Annotated in this window: 19 protein-coding genes; 9 read left to right on the top strand and 10 right to left on the bottom strand. The window is 41.9% G+C overall.

The genetic code is table 11. The annotated features are described in order from the left end of the window. The first annotated feature begins 39 nt into the window (after positions 1-39). Entirely contained in the window at positions 40-1,443 is a 1,404-nt protein-coding gene (locus tag LK453_RS02505) for a UDP-glucose/GDP-mannose dehydrogenase family protein (protein ID WP_201541904.1), read from the top strand. Positions 1,444-1,749: 306 nt separating this feature from the next. Here LK453_RS02505 and LK453_RS02500 read toward each other — a convergent pair whose 3' ends face one another. Next, complete coding sequence (locus LK453_RS02500) at positions 1,750-3,213, bottom strand: phosphohexomutase domain-containing protein (protein WP_201541906.1); 1,464 nt, start codon at positions 3,211-3,213, stop codon at positions 1,750-1,752. A gap of 171 nt (positions 3,214-3,384) precedes the next feature. Then, a complete protein-coding gene (locus LK453_RS02495) occupies positions 3,385-4,653 on the bottom strand; it encodes a nucleotide sugar dehydrogenase (RefSeq protein WP_227674425.1) in 1,269 nt (422 codons plus the stop codon). Between the two features lie 377 nt (positions 4,654-5,030). On the opposite strand from LK453_RS02495, the gene mazG reads away from it, so the two are divergent. Both mazG and LK453_RS02485 read left to right on the top strand, forming a co-directional pair. Further along, on the top strand, positions 5,031-5,882 hold the full coding sequence (mazG, locus tag LK453_RS02490) for a nucleoside triphosphate pyrophosphohydrolase (protein WP_201541907.1): 852 nt from the start codon (positions 5,031-5,033) through the stop codon (positions 5,880-5,882). Beyond that, positions 5,875-6,282, top strand: a complete 408-nt coding sequence (locus LK453_RS02485) for a ComEA family DNA-binding protein (RefSeq protein ID WP_201541908.1) — start codon at positions 5,875-5,877, stop codon at positions 6,280-6,282. The genes mazG and LK453_RS02485 overlap by 8 nt, the downstream gene beginning before the upstream one ends. Positions 6,283-6,412: 130 nt before the next feature. On the opposite strand, the gene LK453_RS02480 is transcribed toward LK453_RS02485, so the two are convergent. From LK453_RS02480 to LK453_RS02470, 3 genes are all read right to left on the bottom strand, one after another. Further along, on the bottom strand, positions 6,413-7,027 hold the full coding sequence (locus LK453_RS02480; protein WP_227674426.1) for a hypothetical protein: 615 nt from the start codon (positions 7,025-7,027) through the stop codon (positions 6,413-6,415). Between the two features lie 95 nt (positions 7,028-7,122). Continuing rightward, on the bottom strand, positions 7,123-8,991 hold the full coding sequence (locus LK453_RS02475) for a sodium:solute symporter family protein (protein WP_201541909.1): 1,869 nt from the start codon (positions 8,989-8,991) through the stop codon (positions 7,123-7,125). 3 nt (positions 8,992-8,994) lie between these two features. Beyond that, the gene (locus tag LK453_RS02470) at positions 8,995-9,255 is read right to left on the bottom strand and encodes a DUF4212 domain-containing protein (protein ID WP_007394401.1); all 261 of its coding nucleotides are present in this window, start codon (positions 9,253-9,255) and stop codon (positions 8,995-8,997) included. Positions 9,256-10,111: 856 nt separating this feature from the next. Between LK453_RS02470 and LK453_RS02465 the strand changes: the two genes are divergently transcribed. Beyond that, entirely contained in the window at positions 10,112-11,620 is a 1,509-nt protein-coding gene (locus LK453_RS02465) for an alanine/glycine:cation symporter family protein (RefSeq protein WP_227674427.1), read from the top strand. 134 nt (positions 11,621-11,754) lie between these two features. Here LK453_RS02465 and LK453_RS02460 read toward each other — a convergent pair whose 3' ends face one another. Further along, the gene (locus LK453_RS02460; RefSeq protein WP_201541911.1) at positions 11,755-13,422 is read right to left on the bottom strand and encodes an electron transfer flavoprotein-ubiquinone oxidoreductase; all 1,668 of its coding nucleotides are present in this window, start codon (positions 13,420-13,422) and stop codon (positions 11,755-11,757) included. Positions 13,423-13,745: 323 nt separating this feature from the next. Between LK453_RS02460 and LK453_RS02455 the strand changes: the two genes are divergently transcribed. From LK453_RS02455 to LK453_RS02440, 4 genes are all read left to right on the top strand, one after another. Beyond that, complete coding sequence (locus tag LK453_RS02455; RefSeq protein WP_227674428.1) at positions 13,746-14,363, top strand: DUF1285 domain-containing protein; 618 nt, start codon at positions 13,746-13,748, stop codon at positions 14,361-14,363. 82 nt (positions 14,364-14,445) lie between these two features. Then, positions 14,446-15,504: a glutamate racemase gene (gene murI, locus LK453_RS02450; protein ID WP_201541915.1), complete on the top strand. Its 1,059-nt coding sequence runs from the start codon at positions 14,446-14,448 to the stop codon at positions 15,502-15,504. 305 nt (positions 15,505-15,809) lie between these two features. After that, on the top strand, positions 15,810-16,937 hold the full coding sequence (locus LK453_RS02445; protein WP_227954052.1) for a transposase: 1,128 nt from the start codon (positions 15,810-15,812) through the stop codon (positions 16,935-16,937). Positions 16,938-17,120: 183 nt separating this feature from the next. Further along, positions 17,121-17,417, top strand: coding sequence for a hypothetical protein (locus LK453_RS02440; RefSeq protein WP_201541768.1), 297 nt, complete (start codon positions 17,121-17,123; stop codon positions 17,415-17,417). 118 nt (positions 17,418-17,535) lie between these two features. Here the strand turns inward: LK453_RS02440 and LK453_RS02435 are convergent, their stop codons facing one another. The 3 genes from LK453_RS02435 to LK453_RS02425 form a co-directional block, all read right to left on the bottom strand. Continuing rightward, positions 17,536-18,945 (bottom strand): lytic murein transglycosylase, encoded by a 1,410-nt coding sequence (locus tag LK453_RS02435; RefSeq protein WP_201541770.1) that lies wholly within the window; start codon positions 18,943-18,945, stop codon positions 17,536-17,538. Positions 18,946-19,185: 240 nt separating this feature from the next. Next, complete coding sequence (locus LK453_RS02430) at positions 19,186-20,091, bottom strand: D-hexose-6-phosphate mutarotase (RefSeq protein ID WP_201541772.1); 906 nt, start codon at positions 20,089-20,091, stop codon at positions 19,186-19,188. Positions 20,092-20,228: 137 nt separating this feature from the next. Then, complete coding sequence (locus LK453_RS02425) at positions 20,229-20,921, bottom strand: class I SAM-dependent methyltransferase (protein WP_201541774.1); 693 nt, start codon at positions 20,919-20,921, stop codon at positions 20,229-20,231. 281 nt (positions 20,922-21,202) lie between these two features. Between LK453_RS02425 and LK453_RS02420 the strand changes: the two genes are divergently transcribed. Beyond that, positions 21,203-21,904: an IS1 family transposase gene (locus LK453_RS02420; RefSeq protein ID WP_227954051.1), complete on the top strand. Its 702-nt coding sequence runs from the start codon at positions 21,203-21,205 to the stop codon at positions 21,902-21,904. A 34-nt stretch (positions 21,905-21,938) separates the two neighbouring features. On the opposite strand, the gene msrA is transcribed toward LK453_RS02420, so the two are convergent. Continuing rightward, entirely contained in the window at positions 21,939-22,466 is a 528-nt protein-coding gene (gene msrA, locus LK453_RS02415; protein WP_201541778.1) for a peptide-methionine (S)-S-oxide reductase MsrA, read from the bottom strand. Positions 22,467-22,522: the final 56 nt, after the last annotated feature.

Here is a 22,522-nt window from a genome sequence, read left to right as displayed (position 1 = left end):
TACCTTTAATGTTAAAAATAATAAAAAGGACACTGCGTCATGGTCACGCCAGCCAATACTATGCCTCACACTATAAATGATAAAGACAATAACAGTACCGTATATAAAAACAGTTCTGAGTCCAGATCTGCCGTATTGAAGACAGACAAGCATTGTGTGATTGTCGGTCATTCCATTGATGCCATTACCACCGCCACTGTGATGGTAAGTTTGGGCAATCAAGTTAGTCTATATGCCAATCAAGATGAGCTTGAACATACGCTCGCCAATTACACGTTTGAGCATCAGCAGCAGGCCTTATGGCAGCTTTATCTCAATCAACAAAGCCTCGTAGTCCAGTCTATTCCCGCGCACGCAAGCGACTTGTTTGAACAAGGCGCTGCCAATTTGTATTGGCTATTCCATAGTGACCTACCCGCTGCTTGGCAACAGGCCAATGACAGTAACAAGCCTACTTGGGTGACTCAACTGAATGAAAGCCGAGTGCCGAGTCAGACACCAGTAATCCTTAGTGGGATTCATAAGTTAGGGACTTTTGCCGCTATTGCTGAGTATTGTCAGCGTCCTTGGGTATATTATGTACCTTTTGTTTTCTTACAAGATGGCAGTGCGTATCCGTCTATGCTGACCCCTAAGCTGTGGTTAATGGGTGAGAAGACTCCAGACTCACTTGATAAGATAGGAGTGTTACAACCATTGATTGCTCAAGCTCAACAAAGTTATATCAGTGATATAGCGACTATTGAGTTTTCACGTAGCGCCATTATGAGCATGTTGGCCACCCGAGTCAGCTTTATGAATGAGTGGTCGAGACTGGCTGATCAGCAAGGGGTAGATATTCAAGAAGTGGCCAACATCATGGGTCTGGACGCGCGTATAGGCAGTAGCTATCTTAAAGCAGGTTGGGGCTTTGGTGGTCAGACTCTACCAGCTGAAATCAAAGCACTGCAACAAACGCTGCAACACACGCAAGTGGCACACAGCTTGATGCAGGCAGTTAGTCTGATTAACGATGATCAGAAAGAGCTTATTTTCCGCAAGTTTTGGCAGTATTTTGATGGGGCTATCGAACATAAGCAAGTAAGTATTTGGGGGGCAAGTTACAAATCAGGCTCTGGTCGCACGTCGGAAGCGGCGATTCACCCCTTATTGAGATTGCTGTGGTCATATAATATTACCACCCATGTTTACGCGCTTGAGGCAGAAAGTGAATTGGCTGCGTTATACCCTGATCAGCCTTTACTTAAGTTTATCAGTACCCCTACGCAACAGTTGACTGACAGCGATGCCTTGTTCATTTTGTCTTGGCCGGATACCAAGCGCTTACCGATTAATGCTATTAATGAGGTAGTTGTGCCGGTGTTTGATGCGCAGAATGCTTTTAGCAAAACACAAATTCAGTCGTTAACTGGAGACTATCAAGGTATTGGTCGTAGCAAATAGTTTTTATGCTTTGGCAGCATTCTGTTTGGACTTTAACGATATGCTTGAAAGCCGGAAAAGCTGTTTCTTAACTAAATTAAATAAGCTGAATGTAATAAGTTAAAACTAAATAGCTTTAGAAGACCATTAAAAAACCCGTTAATCTAATGGATTAACGGGTTTTTATTGTGCTTGTATTTAAGAGAGCTTGATAGAGCTAAGCTAAACTAAACATTAATCATTAAAGATTATAGAAAGTAGCCCCCTAAGACGTAAGTTTTCGAAATCAAATAAATCTTAAGCGGGATCGGCTCTTATACTAAACCTCTACGCTATCTGAGCCCCTTGTTGGCCCAACCAACTCTTCATCTCTTCAATCTTTTCATTCAATAAGGCTTCATTGCCTTTGGTCTCAATATTGAGTCGGACTAATGGCTCAGTATTAGAGGCTCGAATATTAAAGCGCCAGTCACCGAAGTCCAGACTTAAGCCATCTAAAGTATTTTTATCGGGATTTTCAGAGCTAAAGTAGGCTTCAATGGCGGTGATAATCTCATCGCTACTGGATTGAGTTAGCTTAAAGTTAATCTCCCCTGAGCTAGGATAGGCACTGATACGTTCATTAACCAACTGACCCAAGGATTTACCTGTGGTAGACAACAGCTCAATGGTAAGTAACCACGGAATCATGCCACTGTCGCAATAAAAGAAGTCGCGGAAATAGTGATGAGCACTCATTTCACCGCCGTAAACCGCGCCTGATTCACGCATCACTTGTTTGATAAACGAATGGCCAGACTTACTTATCACTGCCTTACCGCCTGCCTCTTCAATAAGTGCTTCTGTGTTGTATAAAACACGAGGGTCATAGACGATGGCCGCGCCGTCATGTTTTTGCAAAAAGGCTTGGGCCAGCATACCTACCACATAGCTGCCTTCTACAAACTCACCTTGAGCATCGAATAAAAAACAACGGTCAAAGTCGCCATCGAAGGCAATACCTAAGTCAGCGTTATGATTGATAACCGCTTGTTTGGTCGATTCACGATTGGCAATGATCATCGGATTAGGAATGCCATTGGGGAAGCTACCATCTGGCGTATGATGTATTTTGATAATTTCAACTGGGGCACCGCTTTGTTGTAAACGCTGCTCAATTAAATCAACAGTCGGACCCGCGCTGCCATTACCAGAGTTAATAACAATCTTTAATGGGCTGAGTTTATCGGTATCGATAAAGCTCATTAAGTGGTCGACGTAGGCCGTTTTATCAAACTTTTCAATCACCTGACCTTTTTGGCTACTGTTAGCAAAGCTACCTTGTTCCGCCAAGGCTTGAATCTCGGCCAATCCTGAGTCAGCACTGATTGGCTTTGAAGACTCGCGCACTAACTTTAGGCCATTATAGTTAATGGGGTTATGACTGGCAGTGACTTCAATACCACCCAAGGCTTGGTAGTGACTGGTGGCAAAATAAACCTCTTCAGTACCGGTCATACCTAGGTCAATCACATCCACACCCGCATCAACGATACCGCGAATGGTGGCTTGTTTTAAGGTCTCACTAGAGTCCCTAATATCACAGCCGATAACAATACTGTTGTTAACGCTGTCACTCACTTGATTTTGACTGCGCTGACTGGCAAGAATTTGAGCAAAAGCACGTCCAATACGGTAGGCAATGTCTTCGTCTAAGTTGACGCCCAACTCGCCGCGAATGTCATACGCTTTAAACGAAGTAATGGGGCGGTGCGATAAATTATCAGTAGATACAGGGTTTGTGGTACTCATTTTTGGCCTTATTTTTAGTAATTTTGATGACTTGTGACTAATAGGGCTGTCGTTACCCTAAACATAATTGTTATAACCAGGCTTAGTCTAAACAGACTTAATTAACCTTGTGCCTATCATTAAGCTATTCAGCTAATAAATTATATTATTAACAAACTAAGCTATTAAAGGTTAACTATAGCCAAACACGTCTCTTGAGTAAACTTTATCAGCCACATCTTCTAGTTCTGCATGCCAACGGTTGGCCACAATTAAGTCATTTTTCTGCTTAAATTGGTTAATATCATTAATAACCTCACAGTCCTCGAACGATGCTTCCTCCAAGGCAGGCTCATAAATAGTGACACTCATACCATGCTGCTTCAAGGTATGTATCACATCAAGTACGGCGGAATCTCTAAAGTTATCGGCATCTTTTTTCATGCTAAGACGATAAATACCTACTTGATTGGGATTTTTATCGATAATTTGACGGGCGATAAAGCGCTTTCGAGTGTTATTGGCATCAACCACTGCATGAATAAGGTTCGCTGGGATACCTGCATAATTGGCCTTGAGTTGCTGCGTGTCTTTCGGTAAACAATAGCCACCGTACCCAAAAGAGGGGTTGTTATAATGATCGCCAATCCGTGGATCAAGTCCCACACCGGTAATAATAGACTGACTGTTAAGGTTGTTTTTTTCAGCAAAACTGTCTAACTCGTTAAAAAAAGCAATACGAGTGGCCAAATAGCTGTTGGCAAAAAGTTTCACGGCCTCAGCCTCGGTAGGTGGCATCATTAGCGTCGGAACTTCAGTAGATTCACTGGCATCTTGATACAGGCTCATTAAGGCTTGAGCCAGTGCTTGTTGCTCTTCGGTGGCACCAACGATAATGCGCGAGGGATATAAGTTATCGTATAACGCTTGGCCTTCTCTCAGAAATTCAGGCATAAAAATAATTTGGCTGTCAAAGCGTTGACGCATACTGTCAGTAAAGCCAATAGGAATGGTCGATTTGATGACAATAGGTACGCTGCCGTTTTGCTCGCGGACGGCGGCGATACTGGCTTCAACCGAAGAGGTGTCGAAGTGCCCCGAAGCCACATCGTAGTTTGTGGGAGTGGCAATAATGACCAAATCACTATTCTGGTAAATCCCTTGACCGTCTATGTCTGTGTCATAACTTGCCCGTAAATTAAGCGGCTTATTGGCCAAATAATCACAGATTTCCTTGTCTTGCAGTGGCGATTGGTTTTGCTGTAGTTGTTTTATTTTAGTTTGATTGATATCAAATAGTAAAACTTGAGTGTCTAAGCGATCCTGGGCCAATAAAATGGCATTAGAGAGACCCACATAACCGGCACCAATGACCACTATATTGGCAAATTTAATAGACGGGGGTTGATAGGTATTGGGGTGTAGATTAGAGGCGGCTACTTTATTTGTAAACTCAGTCATATCTTTATTCTTATCGGTTTATAAAACTTATATTAAGTAATACCCAATCTAGAAACCAACCTATTGGTGAAAACGAACGCAAATATTACCAGAGATAGGTTCAACGGGTTTGAAAAAATAGGCTGTTTTATAGAAAAGGCTGTTTGTAGGAAAAGTATGGTTTTCTGAACCAAAAATCTTGCCATAGGGCAAAAGATTTAGAGTGATAAGACACAATAACTGTGTCTTTTGGCTCATTCATAACTCAATTATAAACAGTTACTATATTCTTATGACTTAATAATTACAATTGTAAAATGATACACTGCTGATATGACAAATTGACAACAGCTCAAGGGCTGCTTCGTTAACTGACTATCGATGAGAGTAACCGTCTTATGCCACACAAAAAAATTATAGCCCCGCAACCAGTTACTGGCCGTCCTGAACCTACGACCAATATTGAAGATTTAATAGCCTTAATGGCCAGACTTCGTGCTGACTGTCCGTGGGACATTAAGCAGACCAATCATAGCTTAATTCCTTACGCGATAGAGGAGGCATATGAGTTGGCAGAGGCGATACAAGAGGGAGATATCGAGGACATTAAAGGAGAGCTTGGCGACGTATTATTGCAGATTATTTTCCATTGCCAGATTTATGCGGAACAGCATCAGTTCGATTTAGGCGAAGTGGTTTATACCTTACAGAGTAAATTAATCTGCCGTCATCCGCATGTGTTTGAAGCAGATAATCTGCCTGATGAGGCCGCAGTGAAAAAACGTTGGGATGAAATTAAAGCATTGGAGAATGCAGAGCGAGAACGTCGCGGTAAGCCCAAACGCAGTCTTGACAAGGTCAAAGCAGGCAGTGCACTGATGCAGGCACAAAGTTTACAAAAGTCTGCCAGTAAGCTGGGGTTTGATTGGGACGGTGTCGCCGGTGCCATTGAAAAACTAGAAGAAGAAATTACCGAGCTGAAGCAAATTCTGCCTAAAGAAAACGAGAAAGTGGATGATACTTTAAAGCTAGAGTTAGAAAAAGAGCTCGGTGACTGTGTGTTTGGCTTGGTAAATGTCGCACGCAAACTAAATCTTGATGCTGAGGCCGCAACCTTAACCTGTGTTCATAAGTTCCGCAGTCGGTTTGGCTTTATCGAAGATGAGTTGGCGAAGCAGGGAAAAACCGCTGAGACCAGTAGCCTTGAGGAAATGGATGCTTTATGGGAGCAAGCCAAACAGCATGAGTAATTTCCTCACAATCAACACAGAGGACGCTGAAAGCAAGATTACGTGGTTAAAGCTGATTCAATTATTGCTACTGTCATTAGCTTTAAGCCTATGTCTTATACCCAAAGCTTTAGCCAAACAGTGTTTTGCTGATGCTGGACTGGCCTATACTTATCTTATTGAGCAACAAGATTTAGAGCAGCAGACTCAATTGGCGTATCAAAATCAGACCATTAATTTAAATGATGCCAGTGAGGCAGAGTTAACTCAGCTAAAGGGTGTGGGAAGCATCAAAGCAAAGCAGATTATTTCATACCGGCAAGCGTTTGGTGACTTTGCGAGAGTAGAGGATTTGACCAAAGTAAAAGGCATAGGCGACAAAACGGTCAGCAAAAATAGAGACCGTATGACCGTGAATTAACATTGTATAGCTGTAATTTAATTCAGAAAGCGACGGTCTGTCAGGACATAAAGCTCTTGCAGGTTAGTGCAGAAAATGGCTGTCTAAATACCTATCTAAATGGTTGTCTAAATACCTGTCTAATATGAGATTAGGAAGAGCAAACTGCCTGAAATAAAGCATCATCAGTGGCCAGTTTATGCCAAGTCAATTGTTGAAAATTTGCTGTCGAAAGCTTGGCCTCTGAGGTCAATGTCGTAGTAGCGGGGTGGGTGCAATTGACCAATTGCGGAATAATTTTGGTACTAATACGTCTTTCAAAAAGGTAGATTTTACTACGCTTGATACGGTCGGATTTGCCACTAATGCTAGGGTCAATGGTTTGAGCATCACTTACGGCCATAAAGCGGATCACTTGAGGTTTTAAATAACTCCAAGGACGATACCAGGTAGTGCCTTCAATGGTTTTTACTACCTGTACTTGCTCAGGTAGCGCTTGGATCTGCTGCTCATGCCAGTGATACTCTTGATGAATCTGAAAGCCAAGCATCCCTATACCAGCGAAAATTGGAATAAGCCACTTTGGGGCTTGCCGACCCATTAATTTGGTCAGTTGTCGCACAATCATGGCGATACCTGCCATACCAAATCCAGCGGTCACAGTAGCAATAAACTCATAAATCATTGAGGCTCGTCCCAATACAAAAGGTGAAAAACAAATAAACCAATAAAAATGAACAAGCCAATATTTTGGCTTATTCATCATGAAAGGACGCTATTCTTAGCTTGTTAATATTGGCCTGTTAAGACTAAAATCTGTTGATTAACTAGGCCAGTAACTATCAATTAATGATCAATTAATCAATGATCAATCGCTGAGCCTGCACCGCGTGGTGAACGCACACTTTCAACCAATTGCTGAATATGTAGCGGTGGTGCTTGAGTAGCAGAAGATACTAAGAATGCCACCACAAAGTTAATCAGCGCTCCGATAGCCCCAAAGGACATAGGAGAAATGCCTAACAACCAGAATTCTTCAGTGTCTGGTAAATTGGCCGTACCTGCCACAAAGAACCAACCTTTATAAACAAAGATATAAACCAAAGTCGTTAATAGACCGGCCAACATACCAGCGATGGCACCATAGTTATTAATACGCTTGGAGAAAATACCCATCATTAAAGCGGGGAATAAAGAGGCGCCTGCAATACCAAATGCTAGGGCCACAACTTGTGCTGCGAATCCAGGCGGATTGATACCTAAGTAAGTGGCCACCACGATGGCAACTGCCATAGAAATACGTGCCACCAATAGCTCACCTTTATCAGTAATATCAGGGTTAAAGTTACGTTTTACTAAGTCATGACTGATGGCAGAAGAAATGGCCAACAGTAAGCCTGCTGCTGTCGATAAGGCTGCTGCCAGACCGCCTGCGGCAATTAGACCAATAACCCAAGGTGGTAGATTGGCAATCTCAGGGTTGGCCAATACCATGATGTCATTGTTCACATCCAGCTCATTACCAGCCCAACCTGCATTACTAAATTTACCTTCAAGCTCAGCAGCATGCGCCACCTTCGCTTCTTCAACAGCGGTTGTCGCAGCCGCAACATCTCCGCCTTCTTTTTCAGCGGCAGTTAAAGCAATTTGTGCTGCACCCAGGCCGCTATCGTTATACATTTGAATACGACCGTCGCCATTTAGGTCGGTATATTTGATAAGACCTGTCTCTTCCCAAGTTTGCATCCAGCTTGGACGCTCATCATAACGTAGAGCAGGCTCATTCACACCTTGAGGATATAAAGTGTCCATTAGGTTTAAACGTGCCATGGCACCCACGGCAGGGGCAGTGAAATATAACAGTGCGATAAACACCAATGCCCAACCTGCTGACCAACGCGCATCAGCCACTTTAGGCACAGTAAAGAAACGAATGATAACGTGAGGTAAACCTGCAGTACCAATCATTAAGGATAAGGTGAAGAGCACCATATTAAGCTTATTGGGTACATCTGCTGTGTAGGCAGTGAAGCCAAGGTCAGTCACCACTTGGTCTAGCTTCGTTAATAATGGAATGCCTGATTCACTGTGGGTTGAAAACATACCTAGACCAGGAATAGGATTGCCGGTTAGCTCAAGTGAGATAAATACGGCAGGGATGGTATAGGCAATGATTAGCACCACGTATTGGGCAACCTGAGTATAGGTAATACCCTTCATGCCACCTAAAACCGCATAGAAAAAGACCACAACCGCTGCAATAATTAGCCCTGTGGTATTGTCGACCTCTAAGAATCGAGAGAAGGCGACTCCAGCACCCGTCATTTGTCCAATAACGTAAGTGGTAGAAGCGATAATAAGACAGGCTACAGCCACTAAAGCTGCAGTCTTGGAATAAAAACGATCGCCAATAAAGTCAGGCACCGTGTACTTACCAAACTTACGTAAGTAAGGGGCCAGTAGCATTGCCAGAAGTACATAACCGCCTGTCCAGCCCATTAAGTAAGTTGAAGCCCCATAACCACCAGCTGCAAGCAATCCTGCCATAGAGATAAAAGAGGCAGCACTCATCCAGTCCGCCCCAGTGGCCATACCATTTAGCACCGGGTGAACGCCGCCACCTGCCACATAGAATTCTTTAGTAGAGCCTGCTCGTGCCCAAATAGCGATGCCAAAGTAGAGTAAGAAGGAGGCACCGACAAATAAAATATTAATAGTAAACTGGCTCATAACTTACTCCTCATCTAAGCCGTATTGTTTATCCAGCTTATTCATACGCCAAGCGTAGAAGAAGATGAGAATAATAAAGGTGATAATCGAGCCCTGTTGTGCAAACCAGAATCCCAGATCAGCGCCCCCAAATTTTATCCCTGCCAATAAAGGACGGAATAAAATACCACAGCCGTATGAACAAAAAGCCCATATAAAGAGACAGATAAGAATGAGACGGACATTGGCTTTCCAATAGCCTGATGAGTCTTGTGAAGAATTCATAAGACAAACTCCTTTTGTCAATAAGAGGTGTATAGCGCAACCTCAGTAAGGGAACTGCTTCCTGCAGCCTAAAATAAATGTAAGGATTATGTAATAAATCCTCCTAAAGTAATTTATCTTGTATCAAGATAGTTACTTATAGGTATTTTAGTTTACAGCCGTATACCTGTTTAGGCAATAAACTATTTTTAAAAAAATAAAGTAATATTTTTAAAAAAGGAAGGCGTCTTAAAAGCATGGGTTGTGAAAAAAAAGCGATTGGGAAAATTAAAACGTCATCAACCCATAGCTGCTGTGGTTAAAAGTTAAAAGACGGTTAAATAAAACCAGTCAAATAAATAGAAACTGCTTAAAAATGACATAAATTTTTCAATTTATTTTTTTTATTATTGTCTGTTGTGCTAAAGTCGACATTTTTTTAGAATGACCCGCTTATTTTTTTCGGTTTATGACAAGATTTACGTAGTACTTTTCGTACTAACGAACCAACTAATTAACGAATTAACTCACTAATTAAGTAAATAAGGCTATTAGGCTCATCAATTGATTAAATATTACGGTTACTGATGATAGGCCTTTACTTATCCATTTAAATTGACTTGTTTATCAAAACCAAACACTTGCTTGTTGGTCGTTGTATTTATTTGAGGTTAAACCCGTTAAAGCCATAGGTATTAATTAGGGTATGAGGTATAAGGGCATGAGGGATAAACATCGAGTATCGATTGCCTTTTAAATCGTCCTCTAAGTCGCCCTAGAAATACTAAAATAAATAGCTGACCGATATATAAAACGCTTATAGATAAAAGCCTTAGCATTTATTTAGGGCACTGGTTTTGATAAAAGGAGAATGACTATGCTCGAACAGCCGAATGCTTTCACTGAAGGCTTTAATACCGTTGTAAATTGGGTGAACGGAGTTATCTGGGGTAATGATTCCTGGCTAATCATGGACAATCCATGGTTTGGTTTACTGGTTTTCGTGCTCATTGGTGCCGGTATATTTTTTACAGTGGCCACCCGTTTTATCCAGTTTCGCCATTTTGGTCATATGTGGAGTTTGCTACGCATTTCAGGTGAAGGTCGTAAAGAAGGGGGCATTAGCTCTTTTGAAGCCTTAATGACATCTTTGGCTGCCCGTGTCGGTACTGGTAACTTAGCGGGTGTGGCTATCGCGATTTATATCGGTGGCCCAGGTGCCGTATTCTGGATGTGGATTACCGCTATTCTAGGGATGTCGACCAGCTTTATTGAGTCAACTTTGGCTCAGGCTTATAAAGTACCGCATACAGACAACGTTTACCGTGGTGGACCTGCCTACTATATCGAAAAAGGCTTAGGTAAGCGTTGGATGGCGATATTTTTCTCGCTCTGTTTATTAGTAGCCTTTGGTTTGGCCTTTAATGGGGTTCAGGCCAATACCATCGCTCAAGCTTCGCATGAGGCATTTGGTGCCCCAACGTGGATGACCGGAATCGTCTTAGTAGTATTAGTAGCGCCAATCGTATTTGGTGGTTTACGTTCTGTGGCAAGAGTGGCAGGTAAAGTGGTACCAGTAATGGCCATTTTATACATATTATTGGCCCTGTTTATTATCGTAACGAATTTCAATGCGTTCCCATCGGCGATTGCTTTAATTGTGAAATCAGCCTTTGGTTTGGAGCAAGCGGCAGGGGGTGTGCTAGGTTATGGTATTGCTCAAGCAATGATTAATGGTATCAAACGTGGCCTGTTCTCTAACGAGGCCGGTATGGGTTCTGCACCTAATGCTGCTGCCACCGCAAAAAGCCACCCAGATCATCCAGCTGTACAGGGCTTTATGCAAATGTTAGGGGTGTTCATTGATACTTTAGTGATTTGTAGCGCCACTGCTTCTATCATTATTTTATCAGGTGTGACCAGCGACCCTAATGTTGAGCAAGAAGGTATTAAATTGACTCAGCTAGCGTTATCACAATATGTGGGCGACTCAGGGGTTTACTTTATTGCTGTTGCTATTTTCTTCTTTGCGTTTACTTCTATCATTGCTAATTACAGCTATGGTGAGTCAAACTTAGAGTTTATCTCTGGAGAGAAAAGTGCCAAATCTGCCATTATGATTTTCCGTTTTCTAGTGCTGGCGATGGTGTTTATTGGTTCAGTGGCAAGCTTACCTGCCATCTGGAACTTCGCCGACTTATCTATGGGCTTAATGGCACTGACTAACTTGGTCGCAATTGTGCTGTTGTCACCTGTTGCGCTACGCGTCTTACGTGATTATGAGCGTCAGATTAAAGAGGGCAAAACACCTGATCAAATCACTTTTGATCCTGACCAGTTTGTGAAGTTAAAAGATGAAGCAAACCGTGATGCGTGGAAGGACTAATTAGCGTCAATAAGTTAAAAAAACAACTTAAATACACAAAAAATCCCGTTCATTGAACGGGGTTTTTTTATAAAGCGGTAACTTGTTTATAAGGTATCAATCATAACAATACCTAAAAACATGAGCGTATTAGACTACATGTTTGGATAGTTAGGACCGCCGCCGCCTTCTGGGGTTACCCAAGTAATGTTCTGTGCAGGGTCTTTAATATCACAGGTCTTACAATGAACACAGTTTTGTGCGTTAATCACAAACTTAGCGCCTTCTGCATCCTTCACAATCTCATACACGCCAGCTGGACAATAACGCTGTGCAGGCTCGGCATAGATAGGTAAGTTCACAGTTACCGGTATTGTAGGATCGGTAAGCTTCAAGTGAGTAGGCTGATCTTCTGCATGGTTGGTATTAGAGATAAACACTGAAGACAGCTTATCAAAAGTTAACTTACCATCCGGCTTCGGATAATGAGGCTTATAAGACGTACTGGCCTTATCTAGACTATCATAGTCAGGCGTCGTGTCACGAACAGTCAGTGGCATTTTACCTTTAAGTAAGTTGTGCTCGAGAAAGGTAAAAGCGCCGCCCATGAATTGGCCCATACGGTGCATGACTGGCGAGAAGTTACGCGCTGACTGATTGTCTTCAAATAACCAAGACTCTTTATAACGCTGGCAATAGCTTTCAACTTCATCATGTTGACGGCCAGATTGTAGCGCTTCAAATACCGCTTCAGCAGCTAACATACCTGACTTCATCGAAGTGTGCGTGCCTTTGATCTTAGCAGGGTTTAGGAAACCTGCATCATCACCAACCAATACACCACCTGGGAAAGTTAACTTAGGTAAAGAGTTTAGACCCCCTTTGGTTAAGGCACGAGCGCCATAAGACAAACGCTTACCACCCTCTAATACCTGTCTGATTACCGGATGGGTTTTTAAACGCTGCATCTCATCAAAAGGAGACATGTATGGGTTGTGGTAAGCTAAGTCGATCACCAAACCAAAGCTCACTTGGTTATTTTCATCATGATATAACCACCAACCACCGGTCGAACCCGTTTCGGTTAATGGCCAACCTAGACCGTGCATAACCACACCTTGCTCGTGCTTGCTTGGGTCAACTTCCCACAGCTCTTTGATACCGATACCGTAATGTTGTGGATCGCTGTCTTTGTCTAGCGCAAAACGGCTGATAAGACGTTTGCCTAAATGTCCACGGCAGCCTTCAGCGAAGATAGTGTATTTGGCATTTAGCTCATAGCCTGGCTCATAGCCTGATTTTTTTGAGCCGTCAGATGCCACACCCATATCGCCGGTTAATACGCCACGAACTGACCCATCGTCATTATATAAAATTTCAGATGCTGGGAAGCCTGGGAACATCATAACTTCAAGCTCTTCTGCTTGTTCTGCCAACCAGCGTACTACATTACCTAATGACACAATGTAATTACCATGGTTGTGCATTGGGGCAGGCACAAGAGCATCAGGTACCTTAGTTGAACGTTGTGATGAATTTAAATAATAAATGCGATCTTCGTTAACCGGTACGTTTAATGGCGCGCCTTTTTCTTTCCAATCTGGAATCAGTTCATTCAAAGCACGGGGTTCAATTACCGCACCTGATAAAATGTGAGCGCCAAACTCAGAGCCTTTTTCTACCACACAGACCATGAATTCATCTAGGCCAGCTTGCAGAGCGAGTTGACGTAGACGAATGGCTGCTGAAAGACCAGAGGGACCACCCCCAACGATGACAACATCAAAATCCATTGACTCACGTTCTATTTGTTCATCTTGCATTTTAAACTCCTTATAGCTGGCTTAATCATACCAACACCACATATTAACGGCAGGCGTGGACACTATTAATTTAATCGCTAGCAAACATTAATTTGAATACCCGTCACTATACCCCACCGCATAATAAGCAACGACAGTTAAGTATAGAAAGCAGGATTTCATGACTTGAGCTGCGGAAATATAAAAAAAGGGTTGCAGTTAGTTACCCATTATAAAATAAAAGTTGGATAAAGACGACACGATTTGTGACTCAGTCGTGATAAAGTAACAATACCTATTGTTTTAAGATAATGTTAGTAAGAATAATAAAGGATATAATTATAATGTCACACTCAAACCAGCAACAGTCAAACGAGAATCCTGCCCAGACAGCTAGCAGTTTAGAATCATTGTCTGAGTTTATCAAACAAGAGACCAGTGACCGTCGTGGTCGCTCGATTCCTCCTCTTGAAAAGTGGCAGCCTGAGCGTCAAGGCGAGATGGATCTAGTCATTAAAGCCAATGGTGAATGGTGGCATGAGGGCACTAAAATTACGCGTCAATCTTTAGTAGATTTGTTTGCGTCCATATTGTGGCAAGAAGGGTCTGAGTATTATTTAAAAACCCCTGTCGAAAAGCTGCGTATTAATGTAGAAGATGTGCCTTTTTTAATCACTGAGGTAAATGTTATTGAGCAAAAAGAGCAGGGCACGTCGCTTATTGAATTTATCACCAGTACGGGTGATGTGGTGCACTTAGATGATGAGCATCCGCTTGAAATGGGTGAGTATCAAGGTGAAGAGCGACCTTATATCGAGATTCGTTTTGGTATGAAAGGTCTTGTCTCACGCAATGTATTGATGCATTTGACTAAAATTGGTGAGCTCACTGAGCATGATGGCAAAACCAGTTTGACCTTACACAGTGGTGTCAAGGCCTACTCAGTAACAGTGAGCAATTAGTTTATTTTTATAAGCAGTTTATTAAGCTGGTACAGACTCAATACTGTGCCGGCTTTGATCTATTAACAGTAGCAAGCAGGCCATGGCAACCCAAACCGCAATTAATTCGTCTTCTTCTGTACTCCTGCCTTATTCAGCGCCCATTGGTATTTTTGACTCGGGTGTGGGCGGCTTATCGGTATATCTTCATCTTAAACAGCAACTGCCTAATGAACATTATCTTTATTACGCCGATACCCTAAATGTGCCGTATGGGCCGAGGTCAAGTGCCGAAATCAAAGTCTTGTCCTTAATTGCGGTCGACTGGCTAGTAGCTGCAGGCTGTAAGCTTATCGTTATCGCTTGCAACAGTGCGTCGGCTCATGCACTACCGCATGCTCGTCAGAAACATCCGCATATTCCTATTGTTGGCTTGGTTCCGGCATTGAAGCCCGCCGTTTTAAACAGCAACAGCAAAAATGTGGCGGTCTTGGCCACCAAAGCCACCTTAGATGGTGAACTGTTAAATACGGTGATCAGCGATTATGCTTTGCCAGCTAACGTCAATGTGATGAAGTGGTTTGATCCCAATCTTGTACCGTGGGTGGAAGCGGGAATGCCCTTAGACAGTGAAACGCCAGAACGCTTAAAGTGTCAATTAAAAAGATTTGCTGAGCAAAGAGTAGACCATTTGGTATTGGGCTGTACCCACTATCCTTTTTTCAGAGAGTTTGTGTTAGCTGAGGTAGAGAGCGAGAATTTAGGCATTAAAGTGGTAGATTCTGGCGCCGCTATTGCAGCACGGGTTAAGGCGTTACTTCAGCAATTTCAGTCGTTGGCGCTCAATGGATCTCTAAGCTCCGAACTATCAAATAGCGAGTCGCTAAGCACCGAATTACTAAGCACTAAGTTAATAAATCCTGGACCACTAAGCACTGAATCACTAAATGCTAGACCGACAACCATTGAACTAATAGACACTGAATTTCAAATTCCCTCAGTAAGCGAATTATATATTGGTCATACCACGCAAGGGACAAATGATTTCAGCCAAGTTAAGAATATTAAGAGTAAGCTGTCTTTCTTTGTTTCTGACCCCAAAGCGGACTTGGCACAGGTGACGCGCTTAGTACAACGGTTGATTTATCGTGAGTCGGCTTAAATAGCCCCTTGCTGCTGGTAGGTTGTCGCTACTGGGTTATTGTCTACTTATTACTGATAGATCACAGTCATTAAGTTACCAAAAGCTTGAGTTGGTAATATAAAGCATACGAGTTTGGTTTGTGAAACGTCATGGCTTACAGTAGAATTTAACTTATCGTGCGTAATTCTTCACCTATAATCTTTTATTTAGGTGGAGATGTAAGCACGGGCGACCTATTCTAAGGATTTAGGTTTATTGCTGATAATTGATGCTAAATGCAAATAATGCTAAGTTATACCTATATTCAAGTTGACTGACAAACTATGCTTAAAGCCTATAAATACAGAATTTACCCAAACTACGAACAGCGAGTGCTAATCGAAAAGCATTTTGGCTGTAGTCGGTTTGTGTTCAATTGGGCGTTGGCATTGCAAAAACGCTACTATGCTATGTTTGGCAAATCATTATCACGTAGCAAAATCCAAAGCCATTTAGTAAAAAAGAAAAAGAAAGCTCAGTTTGCATGGCTAAACGAGGTCAATAGCCAATCACTACTAAATGCCTTACTAAATGTCTATACCGCTTTTACTAACTTCTTCAAAGGTCATGCCAAATTTCCACGTTTCAAATCTAAAAAAATCCCACAGCGTAGTTATCAATGCCCTCAACATTGCACCGTAAACTTTGAGCAAGGTATTATCAATCTACCTAAAATAAAAGGCATCAAAACCGTATTTAGCCGTGAATTTGTTGGTAATATCAAAACCGTTACTATTAGTAAAACCGCCACAGGCAAATACTATGCAAGCGTACTGGTTGATAATGCTGATATGTTGCCAACGCCTACGACCATTGAACCTAGATTAACGGTTGGCATTGACTTAGGTATTAGTCACTTACTCAATCTATCAGATGGTAGCAAATTTGATAACCCAAAGCATTTAGCCAAAGCCAGTAAACGACTTGCTATACAGCAAAAAATCTTTGCTCGTAAACAAAAGACCAGTAAGAACTATCAAAAACAAAAATTAGCTGTTGCTCGTATTCATGAAAAAGTACGCAACGCTCGATTAGACTTACATCACAAAATCACGCATAGCCTTATCTGTGAAAACCAAGCGACAAGCTATGCGATAGAAGATTTAGGTGTGAAAAACATGGTAAAGAACCGTAAACTTGCCAAAGCGATTAATGACGTGGGTTGGGGGCAGTTTGTTACCCTGCTTACCTACAAGGCGAATTGGTATGGTAAGAATATCCTAAAGGTAAATCGGTTCTTTGCTAGTAGTAAAATTTGTTCGCATTGTCATCACAAATTAGATACTCTGCCGTTGTCAGTCAGAAATTGGACGTGCCCTAGCTGTCAAACACAGCATGACCGTGATACCAATGCAGCAAGCAATATACGCTCTCAGGCGTTAGCTGATGTAGCAGGACGTGCTACTGTGTAAAGAGTTCCTCCATGCCTATACCTATCAGCGTAGGTGGCATGGCGAAAGGTAACAACTTAGGTTGTTATGGGTCGCAAAGATTCCCCCACCATAACCGTTAGGTTTGGTGGTGGGAGTATGTCAATAATTCTAACTTCAGTATGCTTTAAAATACAGTGACCTAACAGGTCTAAGGATAATAATATGACTAATAATAATGATCATAAGTTAAAACAAGAGATTAACCAGTTAGAAGATACGATGCATGATGCGGATCAGTATCATACATTGGAAGAGCAAGTTGCAGACATGAAGCGTCGAGGCATTGATCCTAGCAGTACTTACAAAAAATGGGATGATGAAAAAGACAACGATTGGGGCGACGCTACCTGGAAAGAAAATGGTAAGTGGGAACATAAAACACCTGAAGACTTAGATAAAAAGGCTCAGGAAAATTGGGATGGTGATAACGGTAAACCAAACCCACCGCCTATTGTTTAAATGCCCAATAAACAGTTAAAAGATTAAACTATAAAAAAAACCACGCAATTGCGTGGCTTTTTTTATGAACTAAATTTAATGAGCTGTGTTTAACAAGCTTAATAATCAGCTAATTAAATTACTGGCCGTTATCAATACGGATAATGCGGAGATTACCGTCTTCTGACATCACTTTACGAGCTCCATCTTGTTGTTGAATAAGACGACCGATACTGTCGTTACTGGTATTACTCTGACTACTTGGCTGACTAATCGGTTGATTGTACTGAGAGTAATTAGGCTGTGACTGAGTACCATGATTGCCCATAATCAAGCGATAGAACTTTTGACCAGCACGGCCATCGGCAGGGAATACGCCCTTGCTGGTTTGATACTGCTGAATCGCTTTACGGGTATTGTCACCAATAATACCGTCGACTTCACCAATGTCATATCCGGCATTAAGTAGCCCTTGCTGGATGTCTTTGGCTTGTTGGCGGCTGATACCTGCATCATCGGTTGGCCAAGCAGTAATGAAGTCAGTTTTGTTGCTGTTCTCGCTCTCGATCAAATCTGACAAATGAGCAATCGCTAAAGCATAGTTTTCCGACGCATTATAAGAGTAGAAAGTATCGAAGTTTTTACCCACTAAGAACGCTGGTCCTTCTAGACCTGCTGGCAATAACAAACCTGCACTGCTTAAATCATAAGGTAAGGGACGGCCGTCAGCTAAAGTAAAGCCTTTGTCACGCCAGTAGCTCATTGATTTTTTGTCTGTACGGCTATTTGAACCCCAGAAGCCGGCTGGTATCTTAACTTCATAACCCCATGGCTCACCGCTACGGTAGCCACGTTTTGCCAAGAAGTTAGCAGTTGAGGCTAGAGCGTCAGTCTTACTATTGACCAAGTCGCGGCGACCATCGCCATCGAAATCAACGGCTAAGTCTAAGAAAGTCCCTGGCATAAATTGAGTCTGACCAAAAGCACCTGCCCAAGAGCCTTTCATATCGCTGGCGGCAATATCACCATTTTGAACGATTTTTAGCGCATTGGCGTATTCACCACGGAAATAAGACTGGCGACGGTCAAAACAAGATAAAGTGGCCAATGATTGAAATAAGTCTTTTTTACCTAAAGTCTGACCAAAGTTGGACTCAACGCCCCATACGCCTAATACATGCTCCGCTTTAACCCCGTAACGCGATTCGATGCGACGTAAAGTGTCTGCCATTTCACGCTTAGCACGAATACCATCTTCAACACGCTCTTTGTCTACCAGTGAAGATAGATAATCCCAAACATCTTTTTGAAATTCTGGCTGGTAATTTAGTGAAGCAATAACACTTGGGTCAGGCTCGCTAGGACGGTAGTTTTCAAAAGTAGAGCTACTGACACCACGGAAGGTGCTTGAGTTTTTGAGGCCATCTAAACATTGTTGGAATTGAGAATTAGATAAATAAGGGGCCTCTGGGGCAGCTTGGGCGCTGGTTGCAGCCAATGATAGACCTATGGCTGTGGTTATAGCAGCAGCAATACGAGTGGGCAGCATAGAATGATTCCTTAATGAGAGTCAGTTATTTATAGTATTAGAATGAGGGATAAAGTAAAAACTAGATGAATAATAAAAGTAAAAACAGGTTATCGGCGTTATAAATCTGTCAAAAACATAGGTTTTAGGATGCTCAATCTTAGGGTAACCAAAATGAAGATTAAATAAAAGGTATGAGCAGGTTTGGTTACCATAAGAAAACGTGTTAAAAAGGTAGGGTTAAGATAGAGGTGTCTTAGATTAGGAAGGGAGCATGTTCATTGTTAAACTAAGCTCATGACTTTCGCCTGGTGCCAAAGCGATACTGTCTAAATGAGCATTGGCTGTCTCTATACATAGCATCTTTTTATAATCATCTTTGGCAAATTGAGAGATTTCGTGGGCTTTGGTATGCCAAGGGTTCCAAACCACCGTACTGTTACTGCCCTTATTTCTTATAATCGGAATACCGGGTGCAAAAGTATAAGCAGACAGATAAGGAGCATCGTGATAAATACGATCGACGCCTTCGCTAAAAGTCACATCACCTTGCTGAGTTTTGGTGGTCCAACCATCTAAAGCGTCGGTATAGGTAACTTTATCTAACCCGCTAATTTTAGTGGTTTCAATATTTGCTGTGGGTAAGTAGGTATGTAGCGCTTGAGAAAAATGTACCGTATCCTCGCTCTGGTTGCTGGTGATTAAACTAATGCTAAAGCCGTCAGAGCTAAATAAGAATTTAACCTGCAAATCTAGCTTAGGATGAAAATTATTAAGCTCTGGTAAGTTTAAAGTCAAGCTTGCGTAGTGTCTAAGGGCATCATCTACATGAAGCGGGTTGAACATTTCAAGATCAAAAACTTGAGTACGGGCGAATCCATGCTGTGTCAAATCAAAACGGCAGTCTGCGAAACTGTCTTTTACGGCCTGAGGGTTGGCATCGAACTGACCAAAGACAGGCCAACATATAGGTACTCCACCTCGAACTGAGTCACCTGCTTTGTATTCAGCTTTTTCACTGACCCAAAGCCAATTATCAGGTTCATATTGGGTAGAGAAGTGTATCAGCTGCGCGCCTTGTAATAACACGGTAGCATGATAATTAGAAGCAGTAATGGTGATTGCATCCAGCTCATCAATTTTGCTGTATTCTAGAGTCGGTAACAAGTCAGTTCCTTAAGGTAGTCAGTTAAAATAGGGGTAGTTAAATCAATTTAATTCAATAAATATCAAAACTAGCTAGCATCTTGTTTTAATTAATCCTAATTTCGTTACAGGCATTATGGGCTGTACAGGTATTAAGGCTATGCAGGTATTAAATGCCAAGCTAGGTTTAAAAAAGGTTTGCCTTCACTGTTTACTTTTTGGGTTTCATGAGATTCAAGTAGAACGAGTTGGTAAGCGTGTTGATAGTAGTCATGAATTCTTTGAGTGGGAATTAAAAAAGGAGGTCCTGAATAATTGGCATACTCAGTTTCATCAACCCCACTTAACCCAAAGCTTAATAAAAGCTGCTGAGCTTTTGGTGCCAGTTTAATCAGTTGCTGAGCATAGCGAAACCGTAGCGAGTCATTCGTACCATCGTCTGGCAAAGCAACCAAAGCAGCTCGATCATATATGGCATCGACCGTTCCGATATCCTGTTGGTTCAATAAAAAGATATCGCCTACCCAGATAATAATATCGCTATTATTATAACGACCTTGATAGTACTTAAGATTGGGCTCGCTCTCATGAGGGTGGACGCTAGCGGCAATATTGTTTTCAGTAAAAAATTCCGCCACAGCTATCTCTACCAACTCTACGCCGACCACATTAAATTGTTGTTCAGCAAGCCAAAGCATATCAATACTTTTGCCACACAACGGCACAAATATACGGCTTCCCTGTGCTAGATTTAGGGTCGGTAGGTACTCAATCAACATCGGATTGGGCTTGTTTTGATTAAAACCAAGCTGATTGCTTTGCCATTTTTTTTGCCAAAATTCAGGAGTCATAATACGGCTCTTTTAAAGGGGATAATGTTTGATTATTGGCATCCGCTACTGCTGTTTATCGTTAAGCGCTGTTATTAATCTTTATTATTGATGATTATTATTGACGATTATTGCTTTGATTTAAAGTGTATCTGATTTCATAACGGGTGGCATTAAAAAAGCTGGAAGCTACTTACGTAGCCCCAGCTCACTAGTTTACCGCTTACTTTTTTTACAGAATTTGGTGGTGGTTCAAAAAGTAGGCTGAAAAAAACAGGCTGAGAAATTGATAAAATAGTGAAATGCACATCACACTATACATCAAATGCCCAGCCTGTCTAAGTGACAATATAAAGAAAAATGGCTTCAAAAGCTATGGTAAACAAAACTATAAATGCAAAGACTGCAAATGGCAGTTTATTGGCGACCATGCCTTAACGTACCAAGGCTGTCACTCCCAAAAAGATAGCAAAATACGACATCTTATGGTTCGAGGCAGTGGCATAAAAGACATCGCTTGCGTTGAGAGAATCAGCAAAGGCAAAGTACTAGCCACCCTAAAAAAGTGTCACTACCAAATAACCCCCAAGCAAAGGCAATATGACTGTCTTGAAGTCGATGAGCTTTGGACATTCGTAGGTAAAAAGACTAACAAACAATGGCTAATTTATGCCTATCACCGTGACACAGGTGAAATTGTTGCCTATGTGTGGGGAAAACGAGACCTTGACACTGTCAAAAAGCTTAAAGCTAAGCTGGAAGCCTTAGGCGTCAGTTGTGCTAAAATCGCTAGTGAAACCTGGGATAGCTTTGTTACCGGTTTTAAGGGCTTTACCCAAGTCATCGGCAAGTTTTTCACGGTCGGCATTGAAGGCAATAATTGCACTATCAGACATCGAGTAAGGCGAGCATTTAGGCGAAGTTGTAACTTTTCTAAAAAGCTGGAAAATCACTTTAAAGCCTTTGATTTAGCTTTCTTTTACATCAATCATGGGTATGTCTAATGTTAGCCTACTTTTTGAACCACCACCCAGAATTTTATTGCTGCAGATACTGCTTGAACTCTTTACGTAGCTTGCTCAATTTCGGTGGAATAACCGCTTGGCAATAGGCTTGTGTTGGGTTCTTATTAAAGTAGTCTTGATGATAGTCTTCGGCCACATGGAACTCATGCACAGGGTGTACTTCAGTGACGATACCAAGTCCCATATCACGTAATTTATTGATAGTGCGGTCGATAGTTGGCTTTTGCGTTTCTTCATCGGTGTAAAATACCACTGAACGATATTGACTACCCACATCGTTGCCCTGACGATCACGAGTCGTAGGATCATGAGTGGCAAAGAAAATATCTAAGATAACCTCTAAGGGCACAATGCTGTCATCGAAGTCGACACGCACTACTTCGATGTGTCCCGTTGTTCCAGAGCACACATCTTTATAATTGGCTAAAGCCGCATCTTCACCGCCCATATAGCCTGAAGTGACTTTTTGCACCCCTTTTACTGACTGAAAAACAGATTCAGTACACCAAAAACAGCCGCCACCTAAAATAATCGTTTGCATATTTTTTCCTTTATTTTTATCGAAACTTGTTTATTAGAACTTATGTTTTATTAGAA

The sequence above is a fragment of the Psychrobacter sanguinis genome, from assembly GCF_020736705.1.
Lineage (GTDB): Bacteria > Pseudomonadota > Gammaproteobacteria > Pseudomonadales > Moraxellaceae > Psychrobacter > Psychrobacter sanguinis.
The sequence above is the reverse complement of the archived record's forward strand: the minus strand, read 5'-3'. Positions and strand labels throughout refer to the sequence as shown.

Coding starts and splice junctions, on each gene's coding strand:
- LK453_RS02505 (WP_201541904.1), top strand. CDS start 40: ATGGTCACGCCAGCCAATACTATGCCTCACACTATAAATGATAAAGAC.
- LK453_RS02500 (WP_201541906.1), bottom strand. CDS start 3,213: ATGAGTACCACAAACCCTGTATCTACTGATAATTTATCGCACCGCCCC.
- LK453_RS02495 (WP_227674425.1), bottom strand. CDS start 4,653: ATGACTGAGTTTACAAATAAAGTAGCCGCCTCTAATCTACACCCCAAT.
- mazG (WP_201541907.1), top strand. CDS start 5,031: ATGCCACACAAAAAAATTATAGCCCCGCAACCAGTTACTGGCCGTCCT.
- LK453_RS02485 (WP_201541908.1), top strand. CDS start 5,875: ATGAGTAATTTCCTCACAATCAACACAGAGGACGCTGAAAGCAAGATT.
- LK453_RS02480 (WP_227674426.1), bottom strand. CDS start 7,027: ATGATGAATAAGCCAAAATATTGGCTTGTTCATTTTTATTGGTTTATT.
- LK453_RS02475 (WP_201541909.1), bottom strand. CDS start 8,991: ATGAGCCAGTTTACTATTAATATTTTATTTGTCGGTGCCTCCTTCTTA.
- LK453_RS02470 (WP_007394401.1), bottom strand. CDS start 9,255: ATGAATTCTTCACAAGACTCATCAGGCTATTGGAAAGCCAATGTCCGT.
- LK453_RS02465 (WP_227674427.1), top strand. CDS start 10,112: ATGCTCGAACAGCCGAATGCTTTCACTGAAGGCTTTAATACCGTTGTA.
- LK453_RS02460 (WP_201541911.1), bottom strand. CDS start 13,422: ATGCAAGATGAACAAATAGAACGTGAGTCAATGGATTTTGATGTTGTC.
- LK453_RS02455 (WP_227674428.1), top strand. CDS start 13,746: ATGTCACACTCAAACCAGCAACAGTCAAACGAGAATCCTGCCCAGACA.
- murI (WP_201541915.1), top strand. CDS start 14,446: ATGGCAACCCAAACCGCAATTAATTCGTCTTCTTCTGTACTCCTGCCT.
- LK453_RS02445 (WP_227954052.1), top strand. CDS start 15,810: ATGCTTAAAGCCTATAAATACAGAATTTACCCAAACTACGAACAGCGA.
- LK453_RS02440 (WP_201541768.1), top strand. CDS start 17,121: ATGACTAATAATAATGATCATAAGTTAAAACAAGAGATTAACCAGTTA.
- LK453_RS02435 (WP_201541770.1), bottom strand. CDS start 18,945: ATGCTGCCCACTCGTATTGCTGCTGCTATAACCACAGCCATAGGTCTA.
- LK453_RS02425 (WP_201541774.1), bottom strand. CDS start 20,921: ATGACTCCTGAATTTTGGCAAAAAAAATGGCAAAGCAATCAGCTTGGT.
- LK453_RS02420 (WP_227954051.1), top strand. CDS start 21,203: ATGCACATCACACTATACATCAAATGCCCAGCCTGTCTAAGTGACAAT.
- msrA (WP_201541778.1), bottom strand. CDS start 22,466: ATGCAAACGATTATTTTAGGTGGCGGCTGTTTTTGGTGTACTGAATCT.